General features: G+C 60.1%; 17 protein-coding genes. 9 read left to right on the plus strand and 8 right to left on the minus strand.

Features of this window, described 5'->3' with window-relative positions:
* Positions 1-94 precede the first annotated feature (94 nt).
* The 7 genes from PFEN_RS00910 to PFEN_RS00940 all read left to right on the plus strand — a co-directional run bounded on the left by PFEN_RS00910 (position 95) and on the right by PFEN_RS00940 (position 8,580).
* Positions 95-2,173, plus strand: a complete 2,079-nt coding sequence (locus PFEN_RS00910) for a TonB-dependent receptor plug domain-containing protein (protein ID WP_191485897.1) — start codon at positions 95-97, stop codon at positions 2,171-2,173.
* 23 nt (positions 2,174-2,196) lie between these two features.
* Positions 2,197-3,108: an ABC transporter substrate-binding protein gene (locus PFEN_RS00915; RefSeq protein ID WP_412071381.1), complete on the plus strand. Its 912-nt coding sequence runs from the start codon at positions 2,197-2,199 to the stop codon at positions 3,106-3,108.
* Positions 3,105-5,000, plus strand: a complete 1,896-nt coding sequence (locus PFEN_RS00920) for an ATP-binding protein (RefSeq protein ID WP_191485171.1) — start codon at positions 3,105-3,107, stop codon at positions 4,998-5,000. The genes PFEN_RS00915 and PFEN_RS00920 overlap by 4 nt, the downstream gene beginning before the upstream one ends.
* A gap of 236 nt (positions 5,001-5,236) precedes the next feature.
* Positions 5,237-5,752 carry a 3-hydroxyacyl-[acyl-carrier-protein] dehydratase FabA gene (gene fabA / locus PFEN_RS00925; RefSeq protein ID WP_027898655.1) on the plus strand — a complete coding sequence of 172 codons (516 nt, stop codon included), beginning with the start codon at positions 5,237-5,239 and terminating at the stop codon, positions 5,750-5,752.
* 11 nt (positions 5,753-5,763) lie between these two features.
* Positions 5,764-6,984, plus strand: a complete 1,221-nt coding sequence (gene fabB, locus PFEN_RS00930; protein ID WP_191485172.1) for a beta-ketoacyl-ACP synthase I — start codon at positions 5,764-5,766, stop codon at positions 6,982-6,984.
* A gap of 235 nt (positions 6,985-7,219) precedes the next feature.
* Positions 7,220-7,636 (plus strand): OsmC family protein, encoded by a 417-nt coding sequence (locus PFEN_RS00935; RefSeq protein ID WP_191485173.1) that lies wholly within the window; start codon positions 7,220-7,222, stop codon positions 7,634-7,636.
* 59 nt (positions 7,637-7,695) lie between these two features.
* Positions 7,696-8,580, plus strand: coding sequence for a pirin family protein (locus PFEN_RS00940; RefSeq protein WP_191485174.1), 885 nt, complete (start codon positions 7,696-7,698; stop codon positions 8,578-8,580).
* Positions 8,581-8,730: 150 nt separating this feature from the next.
* Here PFEN_RS00940 and PFEN_RS00945 read toward each other — a convergent pair whose 3' ends face one another.
* From PFEN_RS00945 to PFEN_RS00960, 4 genes are all read right to left on the minus strand, one after another.
* Positions 8,731-9,459: a dienelactone hydrolase family protein gene (locus tag PFEN_RS00945; protein WP_191485175.1), complete on the minus strand. Its 729-nt coding sequence runs from the start codon at positions 9,457-9,459 to the stop codon at positions 8,731-8,733.
* Positions 9,460-9,524: 65 nt separating this feature from the next.
* Positions 9,525-11,429, minus strand: a complete 1,905-nt coding sequence (gene htpG / locus PFEN_RS00950; protein ID WP_191485176.1) for a molecular chaperone HtpG — start codon at positions 11,427-11,429, stop codon at positions 9,525-9,527.
* Between the two features lie 89 nt (positions 11,430-11,518).
* Complete coding sequence (locus tag PFEN_RS00955; RefSeq protein ID WP_191485177.1) at positions 11,519-11,974, minus strand: PaaI family thioesterase; 456 nt, start codon at positions 11,972-11,974, stop codon at positions 11,519-11,521.
* Positions 11,971-12,447 (minus strand): PaaI family thioesterase, encoded by a 477-nt coding sequence (locus PFEN_RS00960; protein WP_191485178.1) that lies wholly within the window; start codon positions 12,445-12,447, stop codon positions 11,971-11,973. Before PFEN_RS00960 ends, PFEN_RS00955 begins: the two co-directional genes overlap by 4 nt.
* A gap of 166 nt (positions 12,448-12,613) precedes the next feature.
* Here PFEN_RS00960 and PFEN_RS00965 point away from each other — a divergent pair, with 166 nt between their 5' ends.
* Entirely contained in the window at positions 12,614-12,859 is a 246-nt protein-coding gene (locus PFEN_RS00965; RefSeq protein ID WP_191485179.1) for a hypothetical protein, read from the plus strand.
* A gap of 469 nt (positions 12,860-13,328) precedes the next feature.
* A complete protein-coding gene (locus PFEN_RS00970; protein ID WP_191485180.1) occupies positions 13,329-14,852 on the plus strand; it encodes an MFS transporter in 1,524 nt (507 codons plus the stop codon).
* Positions 14,853-14,886: 34 nt separating this feature from the next.
* On the opposite strand, the gene PFEN_RS00975 is transcribed toward PFEN_RS00970, so the two are convergent.
* From PFEN_RS00975 to sucC, 4 genes are all read right to left on the minus strand, one after another.
* Positions 14,887-15,597, minus strand: coding sequence for a TetR/AcrR family transcriptional regulator (locus PFEN_RS00975; RefSeq protein WP_224770867.1), 711 nt, complete (start codon positions 15,595-15,597; stop codon positions 14,887-14,889).
* A gap of 33 nt (positions 15,598-15,630) precedes the next feature.
* Entirely contained in the window at positions 15,631-16,944 is a 1,314-nt protein-coding gene (gene brnQ, locus PFEN_RS00980; protein ID WP_191485181.1) for a branched-chain amino acid transport system II carrier protein, read from the minus strand.
* A gap of 359 nt (positions 16,945-17,303) precedes the next feature.
* Entirely contained in the window at positions 17,304-18,185 is an 882-nt protein-coding gene (gene sucD / locus PFEN_RS00985; protein WP_191485182.1) for a succinate--CoA ligase subunit alpha, read from the minus strand.
* Complete coding sequence (sucC, locus tag PFEN_RS00990) at positions 18,185-19,351, minus strand: ADP-forming succinate--CoA ligase subunit beta (protein WP_103498765.1); 1,167 nt, start codon at positions 19,349-19,351, stop codon at positions 18,185-18,187. Before sucC ends, sucD begins: the two co-directional genes overlap by 1 nt.
* Positions 19,352-19,468 lie beyond the last annotated feature (117 nt).

Raw genomic sequence — 19,468 nt, forward strand, 5'->3', positions numbered from 1 at the left:
AAGCTCGGTTAACATGCACGGCTATTATTGTTTTCAAGGCTGTGCCGTGTCTTTTGGCCCTCCCATCGCTCGCACCTCCGTCGTCCTGGTCCTGATGTTCAGCGGCCCGTTGCTGGCTGACGACCTGTTCCTGGAAAACCAGCCCCTGCCCGAGGTGCTCACCGCCACCCGGCTGAAACAATCGCCGGCCGCGGTACCCGGCAGCATGACGGTGATCGACAATGAACTGATCAAGGCCAGCGGCGCCCGCGATATCAGCGAACTGCTGCGCCTGGTGCCGGGCATGATGGTCGGCTACACCAACGGCAACCAGGCCAGCATCAACTACCACGGCACCGATGCCAGCAACGCCCGACGCATGCAAGTCCTGATCGATGGCCGTTCGGTCTATCGCGCGGGCCTGGCGACCGTGGACTGGAGCGATATCCCGGTGGCCCTGGAGGATATCGAGCGTATCGAGGTCTTTCGCGGCCCCAACACCGTCAGTTATGGCGCCAATGCACTGATGGCGGTGGTCAACATTCTCACCAAGTCACCTGGCAGTACCCACGGTTCAACCCTGAAGATCACCCGCGGCGAACGCGGCATCAACGACTGGTACGCCAGCCAGGGCACCGGCTGGGGTACTGGCGACCTGCGCCTGTCGATGTCCGGCCAGGAGGACGAGGGTTTCCAGAGCGACCACCTGGGCGCGGACTACCGCGACGGTCGGCGCGTCACCCGGGTCAATCTCTCGGTCAGCCAGACGCTCAACGAACAACAGAGCATCGATTGGCAATTGAACGTCAAGGACGGCACCAACCAGCGGCCCTACACCTACAAGGCCGTATTTCCCGATATCACCGCGGCTGGCGACAACTCCGATGTGGTGGCCAAGGACTACGCCGGCTCGCTGCGCTGGAACCTCGACCTCAATCCCCAGCACAGCCTGTATATCCAGGGTTCGGCCCAGCACTGGGATCGCCAGCAGGTCTGGCGCGCCTGCGATGCCAAGATTTCCTTCAGCCCGCAACTGACCCAACTGTGGCAGTTGAATCCCAACTATGCCGAGAATCTGGCCCGCAACATGACTCAGTACGCCGTCGGCAGGCCACCTTCGGGGGGTGTCGCGGAACAGGCACTGGCCAATCAGGTGCTCGACCAATGGTTCAACCAAGGCGCCAGCCAGCCGGTCTGCGGCAATATCGACCAAAGCACCCGCGAGACCCGCTACGATCTCGAACTGCAGGACACCCTGAGCCTGTCGGACAGCCTGCGCCTGGTCAGCGGCATGAACTACCGGTATGACAAGGCCGACTCCGAGACCTACTTCAACGGCACTGTCGACGACAGCACCTGGCGCCTGTTCGGCCAGCTCGAATGGCGCGCCAGCGAACATTGGCTGGTCCAGGGCGGCACGATGTACGAAGACGCGCAACTGACCGGCAGTTCCCTGACCCCGCGCTTTGCCGTCAACTACCTGATCAATCCCCGGCACGGCTTGCGCGCGGTCTATTCCGAAGCCATTCGCTCGCCGGACATGTTCGAGAACAATGTCAACTGGAGCTACCGGGTCACCAACCTGGACTCTCCCACCTACGGCCAGAACAGCGGCCAGTATTTCGTCCAGACCCGTGGCCCGGGAAACCTGGACAAGGAGCGGATGCGCTCGCGCGAACTGGGTTATAACGGTTTCTTCGCCGAGATCGGCCTGAGCCTCGACGTGAAACTGTTCCATGACGAAATCAGCGACATGATCAGCACGCCGCTGCGCAACAACCAGTACATCGCCAGCAACGCCAACAGCTCACGTTTCACCGGCAGCGAAGCCCAGTTCGACTGGCGCCTGGACAGCGCCGACCGCCTGCGCCTGACCTATGCCTATGTCGATGTCCAGGCCAGCAACCCGGTCGACGAGCAGTTCACCGCCCGCAACAGCGGCTCGGCCGGCTGGATGCGCGACTGGGGCGCCGGCTGGTCGAGTTCGGTCTTCTACTATGGCGACGATGCCATCAACCAATATCGCTTCGAACGGGTCGACCTGCGCCTGGCCAAGCGCATTCCCTTTGGCAAGGCCAGCCTGGAACTGGCCGGGATGCTGCAACAACGCCTGGACAACCAACCCATCACCTGGATCGACAACAACTACAACCAGCGCCGCGCCGTCTACTTCAGCGCAGAACTGGAATTCTGACAATGAGCAACCTGGGTTCAAGGATGACATCGGCATGCGCCCGGCGCCTGAAGACGCTGGGCCTGGCTCTGCTCGTCCTGCTGTCGAGCTTCCAGGCCCGGGCGGCCGAAGTACTCTTGACCGGCGTCGAGGACAGCCCCGGGGTCCAGGCCTTTACCGCCGCGCTGGCGCAACAGCGCCCGAACGACCGGATACGTTTCGTCACCCTGGCCCAGATGCCCGAGCCCAGCCACCTGCCGCCCAGCACCCGGTTGATCCTGCTGGACCCACCCAGCCTCGACTGGCGACTGAAGGATAAGCAAGGGCCGGCGACCCTGGTCCTGCGTATCAGCCGCCTGCAAGCGATGCAGCGCCTGGGCAACGCCCCGAGCGCCAATCTCAGCCTGCTGTGGAGCGACCCGCCGCTGTCCCGCCAGTTGCGTCTGATCCGCGAGGTCATGCCCCAGGCCCGGAGGATCGGTGTGCTCTATACCCGGGGCAGCGAGTTCCTGCTGACCGAACTGAACCGGGCGGCCCGCCCCCTGGGCCTGGAAATCGTTCCCCAGCGCTGGGACGACACCACCGACAGCCGGCCCTTGCAAACCCTGCTCAAGAGCAGCGACGTACTGCTGGGGCTGGACGATCCGACCTTGTATAACCCCAGGACCGCGAAGAACCTGTTGCTCAGCAGCTATGCCCGGCAACTGGCGCTGATCGGCCCCAACGCCGGCTTCGTCAAGGCTGGCAGCCTGGCCAGCACCTACAGCGACCAGAGCGACTGGCTGGCGATCCTCGACGATCTGCTCGACCGGCCCCCCTCCAGTTGGCCGAGCAGCCAGTATCCGCAACGCTTCAAGGTTCTGAGCAACCCGCAAGTCGCCCGTTCCCTGGGTATCGAACCGATCGACGAAGCCTCGCTCGCCATCCGGCTGGCCGAAGGAGAGACCCACCCATGACCCAGCGACGGTATTGGGGCATCAGCGCCCGGACCCAGATGATCAGCCTCGGCCCCGCGCTGTTGCTGACCTTGCTGCTGATCAGTTTCTTCACCTTCGTGCGGATCCAGGACCTGCGCCAGGAACTCGACCACACCGGTCAACTGATCGCCAACCAGTTGGCTCCGGCGACTGAATACGGGGTGATTTCCGGCAACAATGAAGTCCTCGAAAGCCTGATGCGGGCGACCCTGGCCACCCCCCACGTGCGCTCCCTCGAGGTCCAGGACCGCGGCAACAACATTCTGGTCTACGTCGAGCAACCCTCGCCCGAGTCTGCCCGGCCACAGTCGGTCAAACTGTTCCAGGCACCGGTGCGCCTGCAACGCATTCCGCTGGGCAACGATTTCCTGCAGGACCACGGCACAGTGGCGGCGACACCGAGCGAGGACTATCTGGGACGGGTGATTGTCGGTATGTCCAACGACGCCTTCAGCCAACGGCAACAGGAAATCCTGCTCAAGGCCGGCATCCTGGCGCTGTTCGCGCTGTTGTTCACCTTTCTCCTGGCCCGACGGCTGGCGGCCAGCCTGTCGCAACCGATCAGCGCCATGGGCCATGCGGTCAAGGCGATTCAACAAGGCGACTACAAGACACAACTACCGGTGGTGGACGATACCGAGCTCGGTGCCCTGTCACGGCACATCAACAACCTCGCCGGCGCCCTCGACCAGGCCAGTCGCGAACAGCACCAGGCCATTGCCCAGTTGATCCAGACCCGGGAAGAAGCGGAACGGGCCAACAATGCCAAGTCGGACTTCCTGGCCATGATGAGCCATGAATTGCGCACGCCGATGAACGGTGTACTGGGCATGCTGCAGCTGCTCGAAACCACCGAAATGACCGAGGAACAGAGCGAATACGCGGCCCTGGCCTCTGAGTCCACCGAACACCTGCTCAAGGTCATCAACGATATCCTCGACTTCTCGCGGATCGAGCGTTCGGCCCTGGAACTGGAACACATTCCGTTCCACCTCGCGGAGCTGATCAGCAGTTGCGCCCAGGCGTTCCAACACAACGCGAGCCAGCGCGGCCTGCGTCTGGACCTGCGGATTCCGGCGGACATGCAGGCCTTGCAGGTCAAGGGCGACCCGACGCGGATCCGCCAGATCCTGGTCAACCTGATCGGCAATGCGCTGAAATTCACCGAGCACGGCAGCGTCGGCATCGAGCCGCACTGGCAGGCCCTGGACGAAGACGTGCTGTGGTTCACCTGTACGGTCCGCGACAGTGGCATCGGCATTTCCAGCGAACGCCTGGAACTGATGTTCGATGCCTTCCAACAGGCCGACAGCTCGATCTCCCGGCGCTACGGCGGCACCGGCCTGGGCCTGCCCATTGCGCGGACCCTGGCCGAACGCATGGGCGGCACCCTGCACGCCCACAGCGAAGAGGGCCAGGGCTCGGTCTTCACCCTGGAAATCCCCCTGGCCCGCCATCATCAGGCCGAATCCGCCGCGCTCTCGCCAACGCCCTCCGGCCATGGCGAAGGGCGCAAGGTGCTGCTGGTGGAGGACAACCCGGTCAACCAGACCGTTATCGAGGCGATGTTGCGTGGCCTGGGCTTCGACGTCAGCCTGGCCACCGACGGTGCGCAGGCCATCGACAGAGCCAGGAATGGCCTGTTCGCGGCGATCCTGATGGACTGCCGGCTACCGATCGTCGACGGCTACGAAGCCACCCGGCAAATCCGCCAACTGCCCGAATACGCCCAGGTGCCGATCATCGCCCTGACCGCCAACGCCTTGCAGGGCGACCGCGAAAACTGCCTGCGGGCAGGTATGAACGACTACCTGTCCAAGCCCTTCAAACGCATGGATCTGCAGCAGATTCTCCAACATTGGCTGCCCTGAATACGATGTGCGACTGGCGTGAAAGACGAAAGTGCGGCAGTCTTAGACACCCGAACGGGCTGGAAAACCGGCTTGAATAAAAATTTCAGTGCACAAGTGTACATTCATGTCCTTGGTGCTGTGACTTTCACCACAACGCAATAGTCTATGAGTAGGCTGTCGAATCGAGGCGTGAACGCGTCGATCGGCCGGGAAGATTCGCCCCACCTGCCGCATGGGATTATTGAGGAGCTCGCATGACCAAACAAAACGCCTTTACCCGGGAAGATCTGCTTCGCTGCAGTCGCGGTGAGCTGTTCGGCCCAGGTAACGCGCAACTGCCCGCCCCGAACATGCTGATGGTGGATCGCATCACCCATATCAGCGAAGAGGGTGGCAAGTACGGCAAAGGTGAATTGGTCGCCGAGCTGGATATCAACCCGGACCTGTGGTTTTTCGCCTGCCACTTCGAAGGCGATCCGGTGATGCCGGGCTGCCTGGGCCTGGATGCCATGTGGCAACTGGTCGGATTCTTCCTTGGCTGGCAGGGTCTGCCGGGCCGTGGTCGCGCGCTGGGCTCGGGCGAAGTGAAATTTTTCGGCCAGGTGCTCCCGACCGCCAAGAAAGTGACCTACAACATTCAGATCAAGCGCGTCCTCAAAGGCAAGCTGAACCTGGCCATCGCCGACGGTTCGGTGACTGTCGACGGTCGCGAAATCTACACCGCCGAGGGCCTTCGGGTCGGCGTATTCACCTCCACTGACAACTTCTAAGGGTTATCCGCATGCGCCGCGTCGTTATCACTGGTCTGGGCATCGTTTCGTGCCTGGGCAATGACAAAGAGACCGTCTCCGCTAACCTGCGTGCAAGCCGCCCTGGCATCCGCTTCAACCCGGAATATGCCGAAATGGGTCTGCGTAGCCAGGTTTCCGGCTCCATTGACCTCAATCTCGAAGAGTTGATCGATCGCAAGATCTATCGCTTCGTCGGCCACGCGGCGGCTTACGCCTACCTGGCCATGAAGGACGCCATCGCCGACTCCGGCCTGACCGAAGAGCAGGTGTCCAACCCGCGTACCGGCCTGGTGGCCGGCTCCGGCGGCGCCTCGACCCTGAACCAGATGGAAGCGCTGGACATCCTCCGCGAAAAGGGCGTGAAGCGCGTTGGTCCGTACCGTGTGACCCGGACCATGGGCAGCACCGTTTCCGCGTGCCTGGCCACGCCATTCAAGATCAAGGGCCTGAACTACTCGATCTCCTCCGCCTGCGCCACCAGTGCTCACTGCATCGGTACCGCCCTGGAACAGATCCAGATGGGCAAGCAGGACATCGTCTTCGCCGGTGGCGGTGAAGAAGAGCATTGGAGCCAGTCGTTCCTGTTCGACGCCATGGGCGCCCTGTCCACCCAGTACAACGACACACCGGAAAAGGCTTCGCGTGCCTATGACAAGAACCGTGATGGTTTCGTCATCGCCGGCGGTGGCGGCATGGTGGTGGTCGAGGAACTGGAACACGCGCTGGCTCGCGGAGCGAAGATCTATGCCGAAATCGTCGGCTACGGTGCCACTTCCGATGGCTACGACATGGTCGCGCCAAGCGGCGAAGGCGCCGTGCGTTGCATGCGCATGGCGATGTCCACCGTTGACGGCCCGATCGACTACCTGAATACCCACGGCACCTCGACCCCGGTCGGCGACGTCGCGGAAATGAAAGGTGTGCGTGAAGTCTTCGGCGACAAGGCCCCGGCCATCAGTTCGACCAAGAGCCTGTCCGGTCACTCCCTGGGCGCTGCCGGCGTTCATGAAGCGATCTACTGCCTGCTGATGATGGAAGGCAAGTTCATCGCCGGTTCCGCCAACATCGAAGAGCTGGACCCGGAAGTCGCTGACCTGCCGGTCCTGACCAAGACCCGCGAAAACGTCGAGTTGAACAATGTGATGAGCAACAGCTTCGGCTTCGGTGGCACCAACGCCACCCTGGTCCTGAAGCGCTGGCAGGGCAAGTAAGCCCGGCTTGATATGAAAAAACGCCCCGACTGGTTCGGGGCTTTTTTTTGCGCGTGTGTTTGGCGTGGATCGTTCCTGCAGGAGCAATCATAAACATTGAAACCAGGCGCAGACTTGTGGCGAGCATTGTAACCGGCTCCCGCCAGGGCCGAGCGCGAAAAAAGCTGAACATCACTCAGGTGTAGTGTTCTATAAAGTTCTGGGTCTTTTCCCGTCACTCTTCATGAGGTTTGTCATGACCATTACCGTCAACACCGAATCCAGCGAAGGTTTTCGTCACAGTGTGCAGATCGACGATCACCAGTTGTTCGCCGATATGCCCAAGGCCTTGGGTGGCGAAGGCTCCGCCCCGGAGCCCCACGACTACTTCGACGCCGCCCTGGGAACCTGCAAGGCCCTGACCCTCAAGCTTTATGCACAGAGGAAAGGCATTCCGTTGACCGGCGTCACCGTCGAGGTCAAGCGCGACAACAGCCAGGAACAGAAAGGCAAGTACGGCTTGCAGGTCAAGCTGACCCTCAAGGGCGTGCTGAGCGATGCCCAGCGCGAAGAGCTGCATAAAATCGCCGACCGCTGCCCGGTCCACAAGCTGATGACCAGCACTGAAGTCAGCATCGAAACCCTGCTGGCCGAAGGTGCCTTCAGTCAGTAAGGGCAATGGCGAAAAAGCGGGTTATGCTTTGCGCATTGCCCGCTGAGCCAGGAAGCCCCATGAACACACCACTGGTGATCCGTCCTCGCGCCGAGGATGTCGAAGGTCAACCGATCCTGCGTCCCCTGCCCTCGGCCCAGTGCCGCAGCGTCGGCCCCTTCGTGTTTTTCGACCATATGCTGGAAACCCACTATCCGCCGGGACACGGGATGAATGTGCGCCAGCACCCGCATATCGGCCTGTCGACCCTGACCTACCTGTTCGACGGCGAAATCGTGCACAAGGACAGCCTTGGCTCCAACCAGCAGGTCAAGCCCGGCGATGTCAGCTGGATGACCGCCGGCAGCGCCATCGCCCATGTCGAACGCACCCCGGCCGCACTCGTCGCCAGTGGCTCCAGCCTGCACGGCCTGCAGATCTGGCTGGCGGCGCCCAAGGCCCTGGAACAGGGGCCCGGCCATTACAGCCATCACCCTGCCGCCAGCCTGCCGTACAGCGACAATCTGGGAGTGAAGATCCGCCTGGTCGCTGGCAGCGGTTTTTGCCTGACATCACCGGTGCCGGTACTGTCGCCGACGCTGTATGCCGACATACGGATGGAAAGCGGGACAACCCTGCTGATTCCGGATGAGTATGCCGAGCGCGCGGTCTATGTGCTGGAGGGTGAGGTGCAGTTGGAAGGCCAAGCGCTGGAACCGTGCAGCCTGGTAGTGCTGTCGGCGGGAGCAACCCCGACACTGTTCGCCGAAGGCGAGAGTCATCTGGTGGTGATTGGCGGTGCGCCGCTGGACGGGCCACGGCGGATGAACTGGAACTTCGTCGCCAGCGATCCGGCGTTGATCGACAGTGCGCGCCAGCGTTGGGCGGCTGGGGATTGGCCGAAGGTGCCGGGAGAAAGCGAGCGGATCGAGTTGCCGCAGAAGCCTGCAGTGGGAAAATCCTGAATCAGCCGGGAGGCCTGCGCTGTGCTTGAGGGCGCTTTCGCGGGCAAGCCCTGCTCCTACAGGGGAGTGACGAGCACAAATGCTGTGAACGACGAAGAACTGTAGGAGCAGGGCTTGCCCGCGAAGAGGCCCTCAAGACCGCCAGAAGGCTCAGCCCTTGAACACTTCTTCCAGCAGGTTGTGCATCGACGCGAACGCACGGCCAGCCGTCTTCGCGTCATACATCATCATGCCTGGCACATTGGCATGCGGGTCGGTGAACGAATGCACCGCGCCGCCATAGCTCAACAGTTGCCAATCGACGCCCGCCGCATTCATTTCGTCTTCGAATGCCGGCAGTTGCTCTTTCGCCACCAGCGGGTCGGAGGCGCCGTGCAGCACCAGCACCGAGCCCTTGATGTTCTTCGCATCCGCCACATTCGGCGTGTCCAGTGTGCCGTGGAACGACACAGCGGCTTTCAACGGCGCGCCGGTACGGGCCAGCTCCAGCGAGCAGCAACCGCCGAAACAGAAACCGAAGGTCGCCAGCTTCGTCGCATCCACCGCCGCCAGCTCCTGGCTTTGCAGTGCGTCGAGCGCCGCCTGCATGCGCTTGCGCAGCAGAGCGCGGTCATTTTTCAACGGCATCATTGCCGCGCCGGCTTCATCATTATTGCTCGGGCGAACCGACTGGCCGTAGAGGTCGGCGATCAACACCACATAGCCCTTGGCGGCGACCGCCTCGGCGATCTTCTCGGCGCCGGTGCCGACCCCCATCCAGTTCGGCGCCATCAACAGGCCCGGACGCGCGCCCTTGTGGCCAGCATCAAAGGCCAGGCGGCTCTCGTAGGTCAGGCCATCGATCTGATAAACCACCGAACTCACAGTAACTTGGCTCATTTCGGACTCCGATAAAATATCCAAGGATAAAAAAACCCGCCGAAGCGGGTTTTCGTACAACCAGTTTAAACCGACAACTCAACCAGCAACTTGTTCAGACGGCGCACGTAAGCCGCCGGATCCTTCAAGCTGTCGCCAGCCGCCAGAGCCGCCTGGTCGAGCAGGATGTGCGACAGATCGCCAAAGCGGTCTTCGTCCGGCTCGGCATCGAGCTTCTCGATCAGCGGGTGCCCTGGGTTGAATTCGAAGATCGGCTTGGAGTCCGGCACCTTCTGGCCACTCGCTTCGAGGATCTGGCGCATCTGCAGGCCCAGGTCCTGCTCACCGATGGCCAGGATCGCCGGGGAGTCGGTCAGGCGGTGGGAAACCCGCACTTCACTGACGGCATCGCCCAGGGCGGTCTTGATCCGCTCCACCAGGCCTTCCTTGGTCTTGGCGACTTCCTCGGCAGCCTTCTTGTCTTCTTCCGAATCCAGGTTGCCCAGGTCCAGGTCACCACGCGCCACATCGACAAAGCTCTTGCCGTCGAACTCGTTGAGGTAGCTCATCAGCCACTCGTCGATACGATCGGTCAGCAGCAGCACTTCGATGCCTTTCTTGCGGAAGACTTCCAGGTGCGGGCTGTTCTTGACCTGGGCGTAGGTTTCGCCGGTCAGGAAGTAGATCTTGTCCTGACCTTCCTTGGCACGGGCCAGGTACTCGGCCAGGGACACCACTTGCTCGCCGTCTTCAGCCAGGGTGGAAGCGAAACGCAGCAGACCGGCGATTTTTTCCTTGTTGGCGAAATCTTCCGCCGGGCCTTCCTTCATGACCTGGCCGAAGTTTTTCCAGAAGCCCTTGTATTGCTCAGGCTCGTTCTTCGCCAGTTTTTCCAGCATGTCGAGGACACGTTTGGTCAGCGCCGACTTCATCGAGTCGATGATCGGGTCTTTCTGCAGGATTTCCCGCGACACGTTCAGGGACAGGTCATTGGAGTCGACCACACCCTTGATGAAGCGCAGGTACAACGGCAGGAAGGACTCGGCCTGGTCCATGACGAACACACGCTGCACGTACAGCTTGAGGCCCTTCGGCGCTTCACGCTGGTACAGGTCGAACGGCGCGCGGGCCGGCACGTAGAGCAACGAGCTGTATTCCAGCTTGCCTTCGACCTTGTTATGACTCCAGCTCAGCGGGTTCTCGAAGTCATGGGCGATGTGCTTGTAGAACTCCTGATACTCCTCGTCCTTCACTTCGGTGCGCGGACGGGTCCACAGGGCACTGGCGCGGTTGACGGTTTCCCATTCCGGCGCGGGCTTGTCCTCGCCTTCGACAGCGGCCACTTCTTTCGGCAGCTCGATCGGCAGGGCGATATGGTCGGAGTACTTCTTGATGATGTTGCGCAGACGCCAGCCATCGGCGAACTCGTTCTCACCGGACTTCAGGTGCAGGACGATGCGGGTACCGCGGTCGGCCTTGTCGACGGTGGCGACTTCGAACTCGCCCTCGCCCTTGGACGACCAGTGCACGCCTTCGCTGGCGGCCAGGCCGGCGCGACGGCTGAACACGTCAACCTGGTCGGCGACGATAAAGGCCGAGTAGAAGCCCACGCCGAACTGACCGATCAGGTGCGAGTCCTTCTTCTGGTCGCCAGAAAGATTCTTCATGAAGTCGGCGGTGCCGGACTTGGCGATGGTCCCCAGGTGGGTGACCACATCGTCGCGGCTCATGCCGATACCGTTGTCTTCGAGGGTGACGGTATTAGCGTCCTTGTCGAAGCTCACGCGGATTTTCAGTTCCGCGCCACCTTCCAGCAACTCGGGCTTGGACAGGGCTTCGAAACGTAATTTGTCGACAGCGTCGGAGGCGTTGGAGATCAATTCGCGAAGGAAAATTTCCTTGTTGGAATACAGCGAATGGATCATGAGGTGCAGCAGTTGCTTCACCTCGGTCTGGAAGCCCAGGGTTTCCTTTTGAGTTTCCACACTCATGGTCATCAAACTCCAATTGGATGGCAGTGGCCGCGCCCAAAAGGGTTGGCGGCGGGTTGTCATCAAAGTTGGGGGCGGTGACGGCGATTTCAAGAGCCCGGGAGTGTTTCCTCGATCTTGAAGTGGGCCCGGGCAGTGGCAATCGGCTCGGCCTCGGTACTCTGCCAGGCCGTGATCGCCACGTTCGCCACCCGCCGCCCCTGGCGACAGAGCTGGCATCGGGCGTAGGTATCGCGATATTGCCCGGCGCGCAGGTAATCGAGGGAGAAGTCGATGACCTTGGGCACCCCCGGCGAGCCGGTGAACACCAGCAGGTGCAGGGCCGCGGCCAGTTCCATGAAGCCGGCGAGCACACCGCCGTGAATGGCCGGGAGCAAAGGGTTACCGATGTTGTCCTTGTTCGCCGGCAGGCAGAACAACAATTCATCCCCCAGCCGCGAGCACTGGATGCCGATCAACTTGGCATAGGGGATACGCTGCAACAACTGCCCATAGTCGCCCTGCTGGTGGGCCTGCTGCAGCATCTTCTTGAAGTCGGCGCTCATGCCGCACCGCCGTTGATCGAGCCGCTGAAGCCGTGGGCGCCCTTGATCCCCTTGCCCATGCGCATGAAAGTACCGACCACATGGGCGATGGGCTGCTCGGGGTCATCCTGATAGGCAAAACCACGGGCAAAGATGATATCGCGGGTCACCCGATAGCACTCGGCAAAACCGTAGACATCCTGCAAGGGCGTCGCCGGATGCATGTAGTCGATGCGCAGATCCAGTGTCGGACACACCTCGAACTCGGGAAGCACGCACAAGGTCGCCATGCCACAGGCGGTGTCCATCAAGGTCGTCAACGCCCCGCCGTGGATGACCCCGGTTTGCGGATCACCCACGATATCGGCGCTATACGGCAGGATCACGGTCAACCCCGCGGCATCGGCGCTGTGCAGGCGCAGCCCGAGGACCTGGCAATGTCGGATGGCGCTGAGAAAGCGTGTGGCGCGCTCAAAAATGGGGTTCTGGGTCATGAACTGATGGCTCTCATCCGGAGGAAAGTGTCCGAAAAAACGAAACACCAGGAAAAAGTTCCGTTCATCCGGTACTTATATATCTTTTGAAATCAAGGAACTTAACCCTTGGGAGCGTGTTCTGAAGGCCAGTAGTCAGTGATATTCACACAGGAGCAACACCCCCATGCGTAAGACTTTAGCTATTGCCTTGATGTTGACCGCTTCCCTCGGTCTCGCCGCCTGCGATAAAAAACCCGAGGACAAAGCTCAAGGCGCCAACCAGCAGGCCGAGCAAGCTCAGAAAAGCATGACCGAGGCTCAGGATAAGGTGAATGCCGCCGCCAAGGAAAACGTCGATGCTGCCAAAGCTCAGACTGATTCCAACAAAGCGACTGCCGAAGAAGGCACCAAAGCCGCCACCGGTTCTTGAGTCTCGAAACTCACCGGAGAACACCTGGCAACCCAAAGGAAGCCCGCCTTGTGCGGGCTTTTCTTTGCGCATTGATTTTACCCCCCCTTCAACCACCTGCGTAACACCCTCCCCCTCCTGATCAGCCCCTGACAATCATCCTCACGACAGCAAGGTTTATCGGATCAGTCTCTCCCAACGCGCCTTGACATATTGAATGATCAGTCAAATAATATTAAAAAATAATAAGAATTCATTCAATAAATTACTTGTCGACACCAGCCAACGCGAGTGCTGAGCACAGGAGTATGGGGATGCACACTCGCCGCTGCGGCACTCCAGGCAATAAAGCTTCTCCCGAATTCTTTGGCTGAAACGCACACAATCAAAAGCGCGAAGCGCTGAGTCGCTTCGTGCTGTCGTCAAATTTTTATCCGCACTCTGGATCAATCTCGATTTTCGTGATTCGACAATTGCAAGGAGCTTGTCTGTGCCCTATTCCAACCGTTCAAAAAATCGGATCGCATTAGCGGCCATCTGCTTGGCTTCTTTGATGTTCGGCCTGGAGATATCCAGTGTTCCGGTCATCCTGCCTGGACTGGAAACAGTACTGCGGGCCGACTTCAAACAAATGCAATGGATCATGAATGCCTACACCATTGCCTGCACAACCATCATGATGGCGACCGGCACGCTGGCCGATCGATTTGGCCGGCGCCGTGTGTTCATTATCAGCATCCTGGCTTTTGCTATCACTTCATTGATCTGCGGCATGGCACAGGATGTCTCGGTACTGATCGCCAGCCGCTTCCTTCAGGGCCTGGCGGGCGGTGCGATGCTGATTGCACAGGTCGCCATCCTGTCTCATCAGTTCCAGGAAGGGCGTGAGAGAAGCAAGGCCTTTGGGGCTTGGGGAGTCGTGTTCGGCATGGGTCTGGGCTTCGGCCCGATCATTGGCGGCCTGATCATGACCATTTCCAGCTGGCAATGGGTGTTTCTGGTTCACGTGTTGATCGCCGCCGTAACCCTGTTCCTGGTGCTTGCCGGTGTCGAAGAGTCACGCGACCCACAAGTCAGGAAACTCGACACCCTGGGTATAGTGACCCTGTCCCTGGCGGTTTTCGGTTTGGCCTACTACATCACCCAGGGACCTGACCTGGGCTTTGGCAGCTCGCGGGCTCTCTGCATCCTGGCCGCCACTGCCGCCAGCTTCATATTGTTCCTGTATGCGGAAAAGAAACACGCCCATCCCATGTTCGACTTTTCGGTATTCAGAATCCGGAATTTTTCCGGCGCACTGCTGGGTTCGATGGGCATGAACTTCAGCTTTTGGCCATTCATGATTTACCTGCCCATCTACTTCCAGAGCGGGCTGGGCTACGACCCGATCACCGCCGGCCTGTCCTTGCTCGCCTATACCTTGCCGACTCTGGTATTCCCTCCCGTCGGTGAACGGCTCGCCCTGCGCTACCGCCCCGGCATCGTGATTCCTTGCGGGCTCTTTACCATCGGCCTGGGCTTCATGCTGATGAAATATGGTAGCAGCCTGGAACAGGCCAGTTGGCTGACCCTGCTACCAGGCTGCCTGATCGCCGGTATCGGCCTGGGAATCACCAATACCCCGGTCACCAATACCACCACCGGGTCCGTGGACAGCAGTCGCGCCGGCATGGCCTCGGGCATCGACATGAGTGCCCGGATGATTTCGCTGGCGATCAATATTGCGTTGATGGGGCTTATTCTTGCACAAGCCGTGTACACACAACTGAAGCAACAGTTGCCCGATACGATCAACAGTGTGCAATTACGTTCGCTGGCTGAATCCATTGCTTCAGGCAATACACTTATCAACCCGGCCTTCAACACGCTCGTATCATCGACCGCTCTACACGACGCCCTGACCCATGCCTTCGGCATCTTGATGTTATACGGTGGAATCGCTGCCTGGTTACTCGCGGCCATCAGCCTGGTGATATTTGCGCCACAATCCAAACGCTACCTGGCGACAAACTGAAGAGCTGTACCGCTGACCATCCCAACCAGGGTGGTCAGCGCTTGGCAATGGTCGTCATGGACATATCGACAATGGCCGTCAGGCGAGACTCTTCGTGGACCATTTTGCCGAATACACGCAGCCCTTGAATCATGCACAACAGGAAGTCCCCTACCGCCCGCTCATCCAGGTTCGAGTTGAACACCCCTTCGGACTGACCGCGAATGACCGCTGCCGTCAGCAAGGTCAGGGTCCGCTTCATGAACGATTCGATTCGCCCATGCAACTGAGTGTCTTCCGGCATCATTTCCAGCGTGGTGTTGACGATGAAACAACCGTCCAGCCCCTCCAGCGCCGAAGCGGAACGGGTGTAATGCATCAACGCTGCCCTGAGCGATTGATCGGCAGGCTCGCTGGAATTGAGTCGAGCCGCCAACTGGGCAATCGAACCGTCACTGTAATGCTCGATCGCGGCCAGCAACATGCCGTGCTTGTCGCCGAAGGCACCGTACAGGCTACCGCGCATCAATCCTGTTGCCTTGCAGATTTCGTCCAGCGAAGTGCCACGATATCCGCGCGCCCAAAAAACCTGAGCAACGACCTCGCAAATAGCATCGACATCGAACTCGCGAGGGCGTCCACGCACCGGCGGGTTGGCGGTTTTTCTGGAAAAATCGGTATTTGACATGATCGCAATAATACATTGACTGGGTGACATGAAGGCAAAAAAAGCCCCATGTCGCGATCCGACACGGGGCACTTTCATTTATCCACAATCCAGCCTCAACGGACTAACACCTCAGGCCATAGCTTCGCTGCGCTTGCCGAGCAAGCGGTCGATCAGCACCACAATCGCCAGCATCACCACCGATGGCACCAGCCACGCCAGGCCCTGCTCGCTCAATGGCAAGTGCGATAACTGCGCCGGCATCCAGTCCGCCAGCCCGGCGCCCTTGAGGGCATCGATAATACCGAACAGCAACGACACCAGCATCACCGGCCCGACGATACGCCCCTGCGCATGCCAGAACGACTGGCAGAAGCTCAGGGCCACCAAGGCGATGCATGGCGGGTAGATAGCGGTCAGGACCGGGATCGAGAACGCGATCAGCTTGGTCAACCCGAGGTTCGACACCAGCAGCGAGAACCCCGCCAGGATGATCACCAGACTCTTGTAGGACAGCGGCAGGACGCGGCAGAAGTACTCGGCGCAGGCGCAGGTCACGCCCACCGCTGTCACCAGGCACGCCAGGGAGATCAACACCGCGAGGAAACCACTGCCCAGGGAGCCGAAGGTATGTTGCACATAACCGTGCAGCACCGCCGCGCCGTTGCTGGCACCGACCGCCACTTCGTGACTGCCCGAACCCAACCGGAACAGGCTGATATACACCAGTGCCAGGCCGACCCCGGCAATCAACCCGGCCATGATCGCGTAGCGGGTGATCAGCCGTGGCGAATCGACACCACGGGAACGGATGGCATTGACGATGACGATGCCGAACACCAGGGCGCCCAGGGTATCCATGGTCAAGTAGCCATTGATGAAGCCCTGGGAGAACGGCGCCGCGACGTACTCAGGGGTAGCCGTGCCGATAGGGCCGGCCGGCAGGACAAAGGCCGCGATTCCCAGGGTCGCCAAGGCAATGATCTTCAGCGGTGCGAGAAAACGACCGACGGTATCCAGCAAGCGCCCGGGGTACAGGGAGATGATGAACACCAGCAGGAAGTACACCGAACTGTAGAGCAGCAGCGCCAACGGGCTGTCACCGGTCAATGGCGCCAGGCCGACTTCGAAGGACACCGTGGCAGTCCGCGGCGCGGCGAACAGTGGGCCGACCGCCAGGTAGCAGACGGCGGCCAACAAGCCGCCAGCGGCCTTGCCGATGGGACTGCTCAGGGCATCCATGGCGCCGCCGACCTTCGCCAGCGCGATCACGGTGATGACCGGCAGGCCGACCGCGGTGATCAGGAAGCCCAGCGCCGCCATCCAGACATGAGGGCCGGACTGCAAACCGACGATCGGCGGAAAGATGATATTACCGGCCCCGACGAACAAGGCGAAGGTCATAAAGCCAAGCGCCAGGATGTCCTGGCCTTTCAATACTTTCATTTTAAGGAAATACCACACTGCTGAATCGGAATTTAGAGAGGGATTTCCCGTAGGGTGAGGGAAATGCTGTCGACCCGTATGGGGTTGACCCGTTTAGCGCGCCGCGCCCTTTTGGGGAGCAAACGCAAAATGGCTGCCAGACTAACGAATTTGGGCTGAAAACGCACTGTTAGAGGGCAAATTGTCCGATAAGCGACATTTCCGTGTCGTGTTTCAATATGAAATCGTTGTTGCCTGGACTGACGCCTTCGTGGCGTTGCGGCGTCAGTCCAGATTGCATAAAACTTCCTGATACCCAGAAAGCACAAAGGCCACCCGAAGGTGGCCTTTGCTGGTGGAGCATCAGCTAAGCGCGAAGCTTACTTGACGGTCCAACCGGTCAGCTCGGCCAGGGCCTTGCCGATGTCTGCCAGGGAACGCACGGTTTTCACGCCAGCGTCTTGCAGGGCAGCGAATTTCTCGTCCGCAGTGCCTTTGCCGCCGGAGATGATTGCGCCCGCATGGCCCATGCGCTTGCCCGCAGGGGCAGTCACACCAGCAATGTAGGAAACAACCGGCTTGGTCACGTGAGCCTTGATGTAGGCCGCCGCTTCTTCTTCAGCCGAACCGCCGATCTCGCCGATCATGACGATCGCTTCGGTCTTCGGGTCTTCCTGGAACAGTTTCAGGATGTCGATGAAGTTCGAACCCGGGATCGGGTCACCGCCGATGCCGACGCAAGTCGACTGACCGAAACCGGCGTCAGTGGTCTGCTTCACAGCTTCGTAGGTCAGGGTGCCGGAACGGGAAACGATACCGACCTTGCCTGGCAAGTGAATGTGACCTGGCATGATGCCGATCTTGCATTCGCCTGGAGTGATCACGCCTGGGCAGTTAGGCCCGATCAGGATCACGCCCAGTTCGTCGCACTTGACCTTGGCGTCCAGCATGTCCAGGGTAGGAATGCCTTCGGTGATGCAGACGATCAGCTTGATGCCGCCGAACGCTGCTTCCAGGATCGAGTCCTTGCAGAAAGGAGCTGGAACGTAGATCACGCTGGCGGTGGCGCCAGTGGCGGCCACAGCGTCTTTCACGGTGTTGAACACGGGCAGGCCCAGGTGCTCGGTGCCGCCTTTGCCCGGAGTCACGCCACCGACCATCTTGGTGCCGTATTCGATGGCTTGCTGGGTGTGGAAACTACCTTGCGAACCGGTAATACCCTGGCAGATAACTTTGGTGTCTTTATTGATCAGGACGCTCATTATTTGCCCTCCGCAGCTTTGACAACTTGTTGAGCAGCGTCGGTCAGGCTGGTAGCAGCGATGATGTTCAAGCCGCTTTCTGCCAGTACTTTAGCGCCCAGTTCAGCGTTGTTGCCTTCAAGGCGAACAACAACCGGGATTTTCACGCCGACTTCTTTCACCGCGCCGATGATGCCTTCGGCAATCATGTCGCAGCGAACAATGCCGCCGAAGATGTTGACCAATACTGCGGCGACGTTGGTGTCGGACAGGATGATCTTGAACGCTTCGGTAACGCGTTCCTTGGTTGCACCACCACCTACGTCGAGGAAGTTGGCTGGCTTGCCGCCATGCAGGTTGACGATGTCCATGGTACCCATGGCCAGGCCGGCACCGTTGACCATGCAGCCGATATTGCCTTCCAGGGCCACGTAGTTCAGTTCGAACTTGGCGGCGTGCGCTTCGCGCGGATCGTCCTGGGACGGATCGTGGAAGGTTTTCAGCTTAGGCTGACGGTACATGGCGTTGGCATCGATGTTGATCTTGGCATCGAGGCAATGCAGATCGCCGTCGGCCTTGATCACCAGCGGGTTCACTTCCAGCAGGGCCAGGTCGTGATCCTTGAACAGCTTGGCCAGACCGACGAAGATCTTGGCGAACTGAGTGACTTGCTTGCCTTCCAGACCCAGCTGGAATGCCAACTCGCGACCCTGGAATGGCTGAGCGCCAACCAGTGGATCGATAGTGGCCTTGAGAATTTTCTCAGGGGTGTCGTGTGCGATTTTCTCGATGTCCACGCCACCTTCGGTGGAAGCCATGAACACGATGCGACGGCTCGAACGGTCAACGACAGCGCCCAGGTACAGCTCTTTAGCGATATCAGTGCACGATTCAACCAGGATCTTGGTGACTGGCTGGCCATTGGCATCAGTCTGATAGGTCACCAGACGCTTGCCCAGCCACTGTTGGGCGAAGGCTTTGGCGTCTTCTTTGCTGCGAACCAGCTTGACGCCGCCCGCTTTACCGCGACCACCGGCGTGGACCTGGGCTTTTACAACCCATTCGGTACCACCGATCTTGTCGCAAGCTTCTGCTGCTGCTTCCGGGGTGTCTACCGCGAAACCCTGGGATACTGGCAGGCCGTATTCAGCGAACAGCTGCTTACCCTGATACTCGTGAAGATTCATGCTTTTTACCGTCTTCGTTAGGTACTGCGCATTCGGTGCTGCACTGATTGCAGTGCCGCACCACCTGTGACTGCTGCTTGCATGGCTTTGCCGGTCGCCCGGTAAAACCACGCAAGA

This window comes from Pseudomonas sp. FEN, from assembly GCF_904067045.1.
In the GTDB taxonomy this organism is placed as follows: Bacteria; Pseudomonadota; Gammaproteobacteria; order Pseudomonadales; family Pseudomonadaceae; genus Aquipseudomonas.